Below are 12,407 nucleotides of genomic sequence, written 5' to 3' on the forward strand. Positions count from 1 at the left end.
CGCATACAACCTTGGATATTTTCTCATTTCCCACATGAAATATCAATATACGGTTTTACTAAAAAACTTCATTTTTTAACAAAAAAGTCAGTCAAACCTCATCGAAAGCTAAATAGGCGAAGCAACGCTTCGCCTATTTTTTCCAAATTATAATCTTGTCCCCTTTTTTAGGATAGATAAATCCTGGGCTGATTTTCCTATCACCTGTTGTCCATCAGAAAGTATAACCTCTTTATCCAGAATTGCATTTTCTACGATGCAGTTTTTACCAATTCTGCACCCCTCCATGATAATGGAGTTTTTCACCACTGACCCTTCACCGGTATAAACCTTACGGAAGATAACAGAATGTTCTACTCTGCCATTAAATATTGTGCCACTGCCCACTATAGAGTCCCGCACATCCGCATCCTTATTATATTTTGCTGGAGGCTCATCTTTGGCTTTTGTCTCGATATATGGATATTCATTCATAAATGCATCTCTAATTTCCTTTTTTAAGAAATCCATATTTACGTTATAATATGCATCTATGCCTGTACTTAACGTGTTCCAATAGCCATTAAATTCATAGCCAAAAATTTTCAATTCTTCACGCTTTGCAAGTATAATATCCTTTACAAGATCGTATTTACCCTGAGGTACAATCTCATTTAATAGATCAACCAAAAGTAATCTGGAAATCACATAAGTTCCCAAGGACGCCTTTTTGGTTTTGGGATGCTCAGGTTTTTCTTCAAAAGAAACCAAGCGCCCCTCTTCATCCGTCTCTAAAATACCAAAATTATTTAAATCCCTGCGCTCCATCTCCTGATATGCAATGGTAATATCTGCACCCTTCTCCTTATGACTCTGCACTAACTTGTGATAATCCATTTTATAAATAGAATCTCCACTGGTAATTACCACATATTCTTCATTGCTTCTCATAAGGTAGGTCATATTTTGATAAATAGAATCCGCTGTCCCTCGAAACCAGTTGGAATCGGTACTGCTGATAAAGGGGGTAAAAACAAACAGCCCTCCCTGTTTTCTACCAAAATCCCACCATTTTGATGAGGTCAAATGGTCTCTTAGGGAACGGGAATTATACTGAGTCAAAACAGCAACCTTACCAATTCCACTGTTTGACATATTGCTCAATGTAAAATCTATGGCACGGTAGCTGCTGCCGATGGGCAAAGCCGCCGCCGCTCTATGGTCGGTTAGGACACCAAGCCGTCCCTCATTGTTACCGCCTGCTAATATGATACCAATGGCCTTCATACTCATTTCCCCTCCCGCACTACCGATTTGCCGCTATCCAATCTGCCTTCTGCATAATCCTCTTCCTTTGTATTGCCATAAATTACGCAGTTCTTACCCACCTTGATACCATCTGGTACTCGGGTATGGCAGCCAATTACGGTGATGCCGGTATTATAGATATTGGGCTTTGTTTCGTTGGGCACATTCTCGCCCAAGCCCATATGTACACCATTGCCAACCACACAATCTTCATCCACGATACAGCGTTCCAGCACCGCATTTTCTCCAATCACAGTATTCCCCATGATAATGGAGTCACGCACAACAGCACCCTTGCCCACAACAACCTGAGAACCCAAAATGGAATGATAAACCTCTCCATAAATTTCACTGCCATCCGTGACCAATGACTCCCTCACCACTGCTTCAGGGGAGGTATAGGTAGGCGGCTGATGGTCTGAGTTTGTATAAATTTTCCAAAAATCCTCATACAGATTAAACGCCGGTAAGGCCTTAATCAATTCCATATTAGACTCCCAATAGGATTCTATGGTTCCCACATCCTTCCAATAACCTTTGAAACGATATGCATACATGGTCTGGCCTTCATCCAACATCTTCGGAATAATATGCATTCCAAAATCACTGTCCGGATGTATTTCTCTATCCTCAACCAAAGCCTCTCTTAATCTGCTCCAAGTAAAAATATAAATGCCCATGGAAGCTAAATTGCTTTTAGGATTGTCAGGTTTTTCTTCAAACTCATAAATCCTGTCATCATCCTTTGTATTCATAATGCCAAATCGACCGGCCTCTTCAAAGGGTACCTCTAAAACCGCAATGGTAGCCGCTGCCCCCTTCTCTTTGTGATAAGACAGCATTTTGGAATAATCCATTTTATAGATATGGTCTCCCGAAAGAATCAGAATATATTCAGGGTTATTACTATCAATATAATCAATATTTTGATAAATTGCATTAGCGGTACCCATAAACCATTCCCCGGCATCGCCACCTTTCACATGGGGTGCCAAAATGGTAACGCCGCCGTTTTTCTTATCCAAATCCCATGGAATGCCAATCCCGATATGCTGATTTAGCCTGAGAGGCTGATACTGCGTCAACACGCCCACCGTGTCTACTCCTGAATTGATGCAGTTACTGAGAGGGAAATCTATAATTCTAAATTTTCCACCATAAGCAACCGCTGGTTTTGCCACCTTTCGTGTCAAAACACCTAGACGGCTTCCCTGTCCGCCTGCCAAAAGCATTGCTATCATTTCTTTTTTACGCATTTGTATCTACCCCCTGCCTTTATTTGTCCAAAGTAATCCTTCCAAAAACAAATATATATTAGACAATTTCATATATTATGCCCAAATGCAAACCTATAGCTCAATATTTTTCATTGTCTCCTTTTTGTTCCATGGCTGTATTTACAGATGATGCGCTTCCTAAAAAAAACTACCTTAAAGACTGAAGTTAAAAACCGCCTCCTTAGCCAAAGTAATGATAAATTTTCTCATAAATATACAAAGCATTTACACTCTCAAAATGGCTTACTTTTCATAATTATACCATAACTGCCCCTTAAAAAAAATAGATATTTCCCCCTCTTGTTCTACAGTTTTTTACTTTTCCCATAGTTTTTGTAAATCGTAAAATTTTTGGTTTATTTCTGTTAATTTGGTATAAAATTAAATATAGAAATCAATGTAAATCATTGCCTTTCCTATATTAGTATACTATAATGGATAGCAAAATCATGTTAATGAAAATGATTCATACAACGATAGAGGCGGTAATATATGACAACTCAATTTAAAAAATCAGACCATATCTATTTTATCGGGATCGGCGGCATCAGTATGTCCGGCTTGGCGGAAATTTTGGCAAGCCGTGGACATCAGGTATCCGGCACTGATATACGAGAAACACCTGTAACAAAGCATTTACAATCCCAAGGCATCAATATTAATTTAGGGCATCGGGCAGAAAACATTACCGATGACGTGACCCATGTGGTTTTTACAGCGGCAATTCATGATGATAATCCAGAACTTGCGGCGGCAAAAGCCAAAAATTTAATTATCATGGACAGGGCACATCTCTTGGGACAAATTATGGAGGATTATAACAGCTCCATTGCTGTATCCGGTACCCACGGCAAAACCACCACAACTTCTATGGTTGCCGAAATTCTTTTGGCGGCGGAGAAGGATCCTACCATTACCGTTGGGGGTATTCTTCCCACAATCGGAAGCAATTTAAAAATCGGGAATTCTCCTTATTTTGTGGCGGAAGCCTGTGAATATTTTAATAGCTTCTTGCAATTAACCCCCTTGGCTGGGGTAATTCTGAATATCGAAAGTGATCATCTGGACTTTTTTGGTACCCTTGAAAATATTTATCGTTCGTTCCATTCCTTTGGAAAGCGTATTCCCCAAAACGGTGTACTGATTGTTAATAAAGAAATTGCCAACCTGAATGAAATTACAGAAGGCCTTTCTTGCACCGTGGAAACCTTTTCTTTGACCCAAGATGCAAACTGGACAGCACAAAATATTATTCATCATGATGATGGCAAAAACACCTTTGATGTGCATTATAACAACGATAAAAAGGCAACCATTCATTTAAATGTCCCTGGTGATCATAATATTTCCAATGCTTTGGCGGCAATTGCTACTGCAAGCTTTTTTGGAATTCCTGCGGAAGCTTGGGTAAAAGGCCTTTCCCATTTTTCAGGGACAGACCGCCGTTTCCAGCGCAAAGGTGAAAAAAATGGTGTTCTTGTGATTGATGATTATGCCCACCATCCCACAGAAATTCGGGCAACCTTAGCGGCAGCAAAAAAGGTAAAACATAACACCACTTGGTGTGTTTTCCAGCCCCACACCTATTCTCGCACCAAGTTTTTATTCGAAGACTTCGGGGATGCCTTTTTTGATGCAGACGAAATTATCATAGCGGATATTTATGCAGCACGAGAGACGGATGATGGCACCATCAGTGCCAAACAATTGGCGGAGCGTGTTGCAAAAACAGGAAAATCCGCCCGCTATGTAGGTAATTTTGACGAAATATTAGTCTACCTACAAAGCCACTGTCAATCGGGGGATTTGTTTCTCACAGTAGGTGCAGGAGATGTTTACAAAATTGGTGAAGCCTTTCTTGCAGACTAATAAATTGCAAAAAAACTTCCTGCTCAAATAATATCACTTTAAAAAATAAGCAGACAGTTTCTCACGAAAAGTGATTACTATCTGCTTTTTTTATTTATGATAAGGCTCTTTTCGGTTAATTTTCTCAGCCCGATAAATTTGTTCCAAAAGAATCACACGCATCATTTGATGGGGAAAGGTCATTGGTGAAAAACTTAGCCAGAAATCTGCCCGCTTCATCACCTCTTGGGATAACCCCAAAGAGCCACCAATGATAAAAACCATATGGCTCACACCACGAACAGCTCTCTCAGCCATAAAGTCGGCCAAGCCCTCGGAGGATAGACTTTTCCCTTCTATCGCCAAAGCCACAGCAAAAGCATCCTCTTTTACTGCCTTTAATATACGCAAACCTTCCTTTTGACGAACCTCATCTTCTTGAGCAGGGCTCATGGTCTCCGGTGCTTTTTCGTCTGGAAGTTCCACAATGTCCAGCTTCATATAACGCCCCAGACGCTTGCTGTATTCCTCAATGGCACCACGCCAATAGGCTTCCTTCAATTTTCCCACACAAACAATTGTGACCTTCATTCTTTCACCTATAATTCCACCTTAAATCCTGTATTATGGCGATAAGCCATATCCATATTAAAGTGCTTTCCTATCTGAATTCTATTTTTTTGGAGAATTTTTTCCACCGTATCAAATGCCAAATGAGGCTCATTGTTTTCTTGGCTTAAATGCCCCAAAAAAACATGCTTCATCTTTCCATCCACAGCGGCAGAAAGCAATTCTCCCGCTGTTTTATTGGATAAATGTCCTCTGTCGCTTAAAATTCGCTTCTTCAAATGCCAAGGATAATTCCCTTTCTGCACCATTTCTTCATCATGGTTAGACTCCAATAAAAGAATTTCACTTTCAGCAATACTTTCTCTTATCTCATCTGTAACATGACCAATATCCGTGGCAAGGGTCACTTTTTTCCCCCCGGCAAAAACATTAAATCCCACAGGATCCGCAGCATCATGGGGTATATGAAAAGGCCTAACACAAATATCATTAATTACACAATTTTCTCCTGCATATACAAACCGCTTGTTTCCCGGCGAAATTTTCCCCAAAGTTTCCTCCATTGCATCCCATGTTTCACAGGTAGCATAAATGGGAACATCAAACCTTCTTGAAAAAATACCTGCACCCTTAATATGATCCAAATGTTCATGGGTGATAAACAATCCATCGATGTCATCTCCTGTGAGTTTCAGCTCTGCCAGCCCTTCCTGAATTCTTTTCCCGCTGACTCCCGCATCAATTAAAATACGAGTATGCTTTGTCCCCACATATGTGCTGTTGCCACTGCTTCCGCTAGCTAGGGTGCAAAATTCAACTGCCAAAAAAATCCCCCCTATTCCGTTTCTATATGACAGAAAGCAGGGTTGCCCCTGCTTCATGTAAAAGCCTATGTTTATAAAAACCCATTCTTATCCCATATGGGTTTTTGCAAGAACCTTTTCTTGAAACTCTTTCTCTGCCAAAAAAATAAGCGTTTGAAATCATTTCATTGGCACTTTGCATGTCCTGTCATTCTTTATCCAAAACACGCTGAATGTCCGCGCCTAACGCACTAAGCTTCATTTCAACGTCCTCATAACCTCTGTCAATATAACGAACCCCATCAATTTGGGTGGTTCCCTCAGCAGCCAAGGCCGCCAAAATCATAGCAGCACCTGCCCTCAAATCCGTTGCTTCAACCTTTGCACCCTGATAATGGGGAATGCCCTCTATTGTGGCGATTCTGCCGTTAATATCTACCTTCGCTCCAAGCTTACAAAGCTCTTCTATGTATTGATATCTGTTCTCCCAAACGTTCTCTGTAATCACGCTGGTGCCGTTGCAAATACTTAAAAGTGCCGCCATCTGAGGCTGTAAATCCGTAGGAAAACCAGGATAGCTCATGGTCTTCACATTTACGCCACGCAAAGGCTTATTTGCCATTACACGAATGGAATCGTCGCCTTCTTCCATTTTAACATTCATTTCTACCAGTTTTGCAGTCAATGAATCCATATGCTTGGGAATGATATTTTTTACCAAAACATCTCCCCCGGTAATTGCCGCCGCAATCATATAGGTACCCGCTTCAATCTGATCGGGAATAATGGCATATTGAGCTCCATTCAGCTTTTCAACACCAATAATACGAATCACATCTGTTCCCGCACCTTTGATATTAGCACCCATCATATTCAGATAATTGGCAGTATCTACAACATGGGGCTCCTTGGCCGCATTCTCAATGGTAGTTACGCCTTCGGCCATTGTCGCCGCCAGCATAATATTAATGGTGGCACCCACACTAACCTGATCCATATAAATAGGCGCACCCACCAATTTATCCGCGTAGGCCCTTACAAAGCCACATTCTTCCTCAACCGTTGCTCCTAGGGCACGAAAACCCTTTAAGTGCAAGTCGATGGGTCTTTTGCCAAAGTTACAGCCACCGGGCATGGCAACCTCAGCCTTTTTATAGCGAGCCAACAGTGCCCCTAAAAAATAATAAGACGCCCGGATTCTTTGCACCTCTTCAAAGGTTGCGCAATAATCAATGCCCCCCGAGCAATCAATTTCAATCGTATGCTTATCTTTGTGTATACATTTTCCGCCCAACTTCTCAATCGTATTGCAAATACAGCTTACATCCTCAATGTTGGGTAAATTTTCCAAAACACTTTTGCCACCTGCCATAATTGCCGCAGGCAATACCGCCACCGCTGCATTTTTTGCCCCGCTGATCATTACTTCGCCCACAAGGCGTTTTCTGCCTTTTACAAGCAATTTTTCCATTCAACGTTCATCCTTCCAAAGAATTGCCAAAGGATTTCCCCTTTGTACACGAAAGCCGGGCTTGTCTTTCTTTTTATTCAACCAATGGTATTGTATTCGTTGTCGCCCTAACCATTCGAATTATATCACGAAAAATCCTCTGTGGAAAGTACTTTTTCCTTCTGGAGCATAGAATCCCCGTTATGAAAATTTTTCCAGCAAGCATTTGCTGAATATGAAAAAGAGCTCCCCCTTCAAAATAGGATAAATGCTATTTATCTTGGCTTTGAGGAAATGGGTATACCTTTCTCCCAAAAAGCAGATAAAACTTTGATTAACAGATAAATCTTTGTCAAGAAAAAAGGATGCCAATTGCGCACCCTTTACTACACAGTATGAATATTTTTTTAGAATCACGAAAATACTACCTAATCATTCTTTTTTACAATTTGGCAAGTATATGCATTTACCAAATATGGCTCCCGTTCTTCCATCAAATAAATTCGATAACATGGCTCCAAATAAAGCCCTGTTCCTGATACAGCCTCTCCTTGTTCCAACAAATCATAGCCTAATTCTATTTTCTGTATTGCCGCATCACGAGCAGCATCTCCCTTATTCCATTCCCGCATAAACGTAAGCAGTGCCTCGTCAGCCATATATATATCCTTTTTTTCCTGGGTTGTTCCTGTTATTTCGCAATAGGTAAAGTCAACCTGATAGATTCCTTCGTCGGATACAAAAAAAGTAAAGTGATTGGAAAAAATATTTCTATCATCTTGAACAGAAGAAAACTCAACTTGCCAGTCCTCCTCAGTTTTAGATACATAAGATAAATCATAGTTTCCAAAAACACGTTTCATTTTTTCCATTTTGCGTTCAGCCTGTTTTATCGCATCCTCTTTTCCTAAAGCGGACACGCCTTTTTTTATAGATTGATCGGTAAAGCTCCCTCTATCCCCCGAAAGTACAAGGGTTTTGCTTTCCCCTTTATAGATTGTTTTTGTGCCCGGAGAAACTTTTGTTTTTCCCCCATCAAAAAATACCGTCTCCAGTTCCTCTTTGGAATAAGATGGCACTCTGGCCTCTAAACGATCCATAGGATGGATATCGATATTTAAATCGGTATACAATGTGATTCCATTTTGGGATAGCACTTGAAAAATTGCCTTTTCTTGGGAAGAGGACATGCTATTATCCTGTTTTTGCTTCATATTCAAACCTGCCAAAACCACGTTTATAATCACCAGCAAAATAATCACAAAGCGCTTTGCCACTGTCCATTCCATGCCCTCACCTCCCTGCTCTGAGAAATGTATTGCTTCTATTGATTTTCCCCTTAAGATACACCATTGGTAGGAGAAAAGGTATCCTTGTTGGTTTCTGTAACAAATAAATAGTCATATAACGTAATAAACCACTTGAAACCAATTTCCCCCGTTAAGTCAGCATAATAACCCAGGGAAATATTTTTTACATCGGTAATCACCTTTTCCTCAACTGTCTCCTGATAATTTTTGTTAGCTTCATCCAGTGCATCAATAAACTGAACATTTAACGTCATATCCTTTGACTCCAAAGGCACATAATTTACAACATACCTGTGATATTTCTTTACCCTTTGATTTCTTATGGTAATCTCAATGGCATGCTTGCTTCCGATTTTATCTTGAAGGGCGGCCGATAATTCTACGGGCAGGTTATTTACTGCATAATCAAAATAATAAATTGTTTCGTTACTCTTTTTCTCAATATCCGCTAAAAAAACATTGGTCGACAAGGAAGTGTCGTTTTCTAAAAAATTACAGCTAATCTGGTATCCTTCCAGTAAACCCGTGTTGTTTTCATCATTACCGTAGGCCTCGTAACTATAGTACTCCAACACCCTTTTATCAGGAAAATACTTCACTACTGTTTGGCTATCACTGAAAATGAAATCACCGCTGTCATCCTTGGTGCTCCAGTCCACAGAGAAATTTCTGAAAAATCCCTTTAGCGTATTTTCCATGTCCACCCGACTTACCATACCGTCCTTTTCAAATGCAGGAATCTGGCGTAGTCCGCTATAGTGGTAGGGCAAATCTGCCCACTGGGGCAAAAATAAATTTCGCCAAATAACAGATGCCCCCGTTTTCTGGCCAGTGGATATGTACGTCATTGCTCCCCCATCGTTCACCAGTTTCTCATAAAATGCAGAGGCGGATTGACTTTTGTTTGTTGTAAAACAGACACTGTCATTTGTCTTAGAATTTACAAAGTAGGCTTTGCTCTCCTCACCGGGACGTCTGGAGGGGATGATGGTAATATAATCAAAGGAGGTTACCTTATTGTTCTTCAGTTTCTTATACTGACTTAAATACTCATCCGCCGAAACCATAAAGTCATATTGCATAACGATACAGCGTCCCCCAAGAATCTCCTTCCAATCGGCAGTCACAAATTCCACTTTGTTGTTTCTATCCGATAAAATTTCGTTTAATACGTCGTTTGCCTCCTGCAACAAAGCGCTTGTCCCTGTTTGATCGGGATAATACACAGAAAAAGTGCCCTTTCCTTCCCCCACTGCATAACGGGTCGCCAAAAGAACATTTCCGTCCGCTTCCTTACTGGTGTGGGCATTTGCTTTTGTAAATATACTAAAAAAGTTATGACTCGATGTTCCTTCAAGCCATAACTCTCCTGTTTGAAAAACCGCAGCTATGACCAAAGCAACAATGACAAAATTCGTGATTTTGTATAATTTCATTTGATCCCACCGCTTTTTCTATAATTTTTATTTATTCTTTTGCCCTATTCCAGGCAAAGCAACCATATTTTTTAGTTGTTCCTTCACACTCAAGGGCATCCTCTTAATTTCAAAGCTATATGTGGCATTGTCATAACACTGACTGCTCACAGAAAGGTCTATATAATTAGTACCCAGCTTCAACGGAAGAGAGATACTAAAAATGCCCAAAGAGCCCACTTCAAAACTCTCGCTGTAATCCTGAAGAGTATTCCCTTCTGCATCCTTTCTGGAAACTATCACAGATATATCCGCAAAGGGTATCGTCTCACCATAAACAATACGAGAATCCTCAAAGGTAGCATCCTGTTTTTCCTCTTCAAAAATAAGGCCACTGGATATTGCTATAGGCGTAGGATTACATATTTCCTGTGCAAAGGCGCAAACGGGCGAAAAAGATAAGAACAACATCATGACGCATACTGCAATCAACTTACTCTTCTGTTTCATTCCCTACACCTCCATTTCCATTATAAATACATAAATCAATATATATAGTATTATACAACGGAAATATTACATTCATGTTACAACGTGCTTACAGTTTTATAACAACTTTTTCCACTGCAAATCAAGCGGTTTTTTTGCAGTGAAAGAGCGTTATACTTCTTTGCACGGAAGCTCCGGTGGCTTTTTGGGAAACCACATAGTCATGGTAGTACCTTTGCCATATTCGCTTTCTGCTGTCAACTTTCCTCCATGGCTTTCCATAATTTCCTTAGCAATGGCAAGTCCAAGGCCTGTTCCTCCCATTGCCCGGCTTCTTGCTTTATCCACACGGTAAAAACGTTCAAAAATACGGGGTAAGTCTTCTCTTGCAATACCCATTCCTGTATCTTTTACAGAGATTTTATAATAGATATCATCCTCTGTAATATAAATTTTAATAGATGCTTGCTCCAAGCTGTATTTCATGGCATTGGTAACAATATTATTCACGACCTGACCAACCCGATCTCTGTCACCATGAATAACTACATCTTTTTCGTAAGATTCAAAGCTAAGCTGTTGGTGTTTGCCCTCGGCATGAATTTTATTTTGCTTCACCGTTAAGTATAAAAACTCGTTCATCTCAATATCGGTAATGTCCAAAAGCACCTGCTTATTATCAAATCTGGAAAGCTGGAGCAAATCACGCACTAAGAATGCCATTCTGTCAGCCTCACTGTCGATGATGCCTAAAAACTCCATGGCAATTTCCTTATCATCCATGGCGCCATCCATAAGGGTTTCTGTATAGCTTTTGACTGTGGTAAGGGGTGTTCTCAACTCATGGGATACATTGGCAACAAATTCCTTACGCATATCATCCAGCTTCTTCTGTTCTGTGATATCCTGCAAAACAACAACCAAGCCTTCAATTTGCCCTGCGGCATTATAATATGGCGTAAATGTTGCGCTGATAAATTGCTTGCCTACAGGGAAAGTTACTTTTTTAGAGGGTTCGGTACCTACATCCAGATAGACCCCTGAATTAATATCATAGTTTCGTATAAAGGTGGAAAAATCCATGTCTATTTTATCTACCTCAAGCATTTCTGTTGCGGCAGTATTAGCAAGCATAAACTCTCCATCTTTGTTAAAGGAAATCACACCATCACTCATATTATGCAATAGAATTTCCAAACGATTTTTTTCCTGATATATCTCCGACATATTCTTGGTCAACTCAGAAGCCATGTAGTTAAAGCTGCTGGTTAGCTGCCCGATTTCATCGGAACTTCTCACCTTAAGACTTTGTTCAAAATTCCCCTCAGCCATATTTTTGGCACCTCTAGTCAGTGCCAAAATAGGCCCCGTCAAGGTTTGAGCAAATATATACCCCATAATAACTGCCAAAAGAAGTGCAATGGCAACGGCAATAATAATGGTTTTCGTTGTTTGGTCAAGGCTTGCCCGCATATCCCCCGCATCCAAACGGGTATAAATGATACAGAGAACCTTTCCGTCCTCCCCCAGAATAGGCACCGCATAGCTCATCCATTCCTTCAAAAGGTTAAACGCATCCGTACTTTTCTTCCCTGAGGAAAAGGAAGCCGTCCCATTCATGGCAGCAATAATCGCCTGATCTGTGTAAACGGGATAGGGTTTTTTCAATACAGTGCTAGAGGCAATGGTATTCCCTTTGGCATCCAGAATGTTACCCTGTATACCAGCATTGGTCACTGTCTTAAGGAGGGTATCCTGAATATCCTTTAAGTCATTCCCTTTTACAACTTGATCGTCAATCTTTTCTGCGCATGACACCAGCTGCCATCTGGATTTTTCAAGCTCTATATTTCTAAGGCTCAATAAAATATAGGAACCACTGACAATCATTACAATCAGCACCAGCCCAAGATACATGATAATTAATTTCCACTTAATACTTCGCAAAGGCTTCAACC

10 protein-coding genes are annotated in these 12,407 nt (G+C 40.5%); 1 reads left to right on the forward strand and 9 read right to left on the reverse strand.

Annotated elements, in window-relative coordinates; translation table 11 throughout:
- Positions 1–147: 147 nt before the first annotated feature.
- The gene (gene glgD, locus CPRO_RS13035; RefSeq protein WP_066052723.1) at positions 148–1,266 is read right to left on the reverse strand and encodes a glucose-1-phosphate adenylyltransferase subunit GlgD; all 1,119 of its coding nucleotides are present in this window, start codon (positions 1,264–1,266) and stop codon (positions 148–150) included.
- A gap of 2 nt (positions 1,267–1,268) precedes the next feature.
- Positions 1,269–2,543 carry a glucose-1-phosphate adenylyltransferase gene (locus tag CPRO_RS13040; RefSeq protein WP_066052725.1) on the reverse strand — a complete coding sequence of 425 codons (1,275 nt, stop codon included), beginning with the start codon at positions 2,541–2,543 and terminating at the stop codon, positions 1,269–1,271.
- A 513-nt stretch (positions 2,544–3,056) separates the two neighbouring features.
- Here CPRO_RS13040 and murC point away from each other — a divergent pair.
- Positions 3,057–4,433, forward strand: a complete 1,377-nt coding sequence (gene murC / locus CPRO_RS13045; RefSeq protein WP_066052727.1) for a UDP-N-acetylmuramate--L-alanine ligase — start codon at positions 3,057–3,059, stop codon at positions 4,431–4,433.
- Between the two features lie 90 nt (positions 4,434–4,523).
- On the opposite strand, the gene rlmH is transcribed toward murC, so the two are convergent.
- The 7 genes from rlmH to CPRO_RS13085 form a co-directional block, all read right to left on the reverse strand.
- Positions 4,524–5,003: a 23S rRNA (pseudouridine(1915)-N(3))-methyltransferase RlmH gene (gene rlmH / locus CPRO_RS13050; RefSeq protein ID WP_066052731.1), complete on the reverse strand. Its 480-nt coding sequence runs from the start codon at positions 5,001–5,003 to the stop codon at positions 4,524–4,526.
- A gap of 8 nt (positions 5,004–5,011) precedes the next feature.
- The gene (locus tag CPRO_RS13055; protein WP_066052735.1) at positions 5,012–5,806 is read right to left on the reverse strand and encodes an MBL fold metallo-hydrolase; all 795 of its coding nucleotides are present in this window, start codon (positions 5,804–5,806) and stop codon (positions 5,012–5,014) included.
- Between the two features lie 187 nt (positions 5,807–5,993).
- A complete protein-coding gene (locus CPRO_RS13060; RefSeq protein WP_066052736.1) occupies positions 5,994–7,256 on the reverse strand; it encodes a UDP-N-acetylglucosamine 1-carboxyvinyltransferase in 1,263 nt (420 codons plus the stop codon).
- Between the two features lie 407 nt (positions 7,257–7,663).
- Entirely contained in the window at positions 7,664–8,524 is an 861-nt protein-coding gene (locus CPRO_RS13070; RefSeq protein ID WP_066052742.1) for a two-component system regulatory protein YycI, read from the reverse strand.
- Between the two features lie 50 nt (positions 8,525–8,574).
- Positions 8,575–9,981 carry a hypothetical protein gene (locus tag CPRO_RS13075; protein WP_066052745.1) on the reverse strand — a complete coding sequence of 469 codons (1,407 nt, stop codon included), beginning with the start codon at positions 9,979–9,981 and terminating at the stop codon, positions 8,575–8,577.
- 27 nt (positions 9,982–10,008) lie between these two features.
- A complete protein-coding gene (locus CPRO_RS13080; RefSeq protein WP_066052748.1) occupies positions 10,009–10,470 on the reverse strand; it encodes a hypothetical protein in 462 nt (153 codons plus the stop codon).
- Positions 10,471–10,620: 150 nt separating this feature from the next.
- Positions 10,621–12,405, reverse strand: coding sequence for an ATP-binding protein (locus CPRO_RS13085; RefSeq protein ID WP_066052750.1), 1,785 nt, complete (start codon positions 12,403–12,405; stop codon positions 10,621–10,623).
- Positions 12,406–12,407: the final 2 nt, after the last annotated feature.

The sequence above is a fragment of the Anaerotignum propionicum DSM 1682 genome (assembly GCF_001561955.1).
Classification (GTDB): Bacteria; Bacillota; Clostridia; order Lachnospirales; family Anaerotignaceae; genus Chakrabartyella; species Chakrabartyella propionicum.

Bases quoted from the DNA above. Each gene is read 5' to 3' on its own strand.
- glgD (WP_066052723.1), bottom strand. From the start codon at position 1,266: ATGAAGGCCATTGGTATCATATTAGCAGGCGGTAACAATGAGGGACGG.
- CPRO_RS13040 (WP_066052725.1), bottom strand. From the start codon at position 2,543: ATGCGTAAAAAAGAAATGATAGCAATGCTTTTGGCAGGCGGACAGGGA.
- murC (WP_066052727.1), top strand. From the start codon at position 3,057: ATGACAACTCAATTTAAAAAATCAGACCATATCTATTTTATCGGGATC.
- rlmH (WP_066052731.1), bottom strand. From the start codon at position 5,003: ATGAAGGTCACAATTGTTTGTGTGGGAAAATTGAAGGAAGCCTATTGG.
- CPRO_RS13060 (WP_066052736.1), bottom strand. From the start codon at position 7,256: ATGGAAAAATTGCTTGTAAAAGGCAGAAAACGCCTTGTGGGCGAAGTA.
- CPRO_RS13070 (WP_066052742.1), bottom strand. From the start codon at position 8,524: ATGGAATGGACAGTGGCAAAGCGCTTTGTGATTATTTTGCTGGTGATT.
- CPRO_RS13075 (WP_066052745.1), bottom strand. From the start codon at position 9,981: ATGAAATTATACAAAATCACGAATTTTGTCATTGTTGCTTTGGTCATA.
- CPRO_RS13080 (WP_066052748.1), bottom strand. From the start codon at position 10,470: ATGAAACAGAAGAGTAAGTTGATTGCAGTATGCGTCATGATGTTGTTC.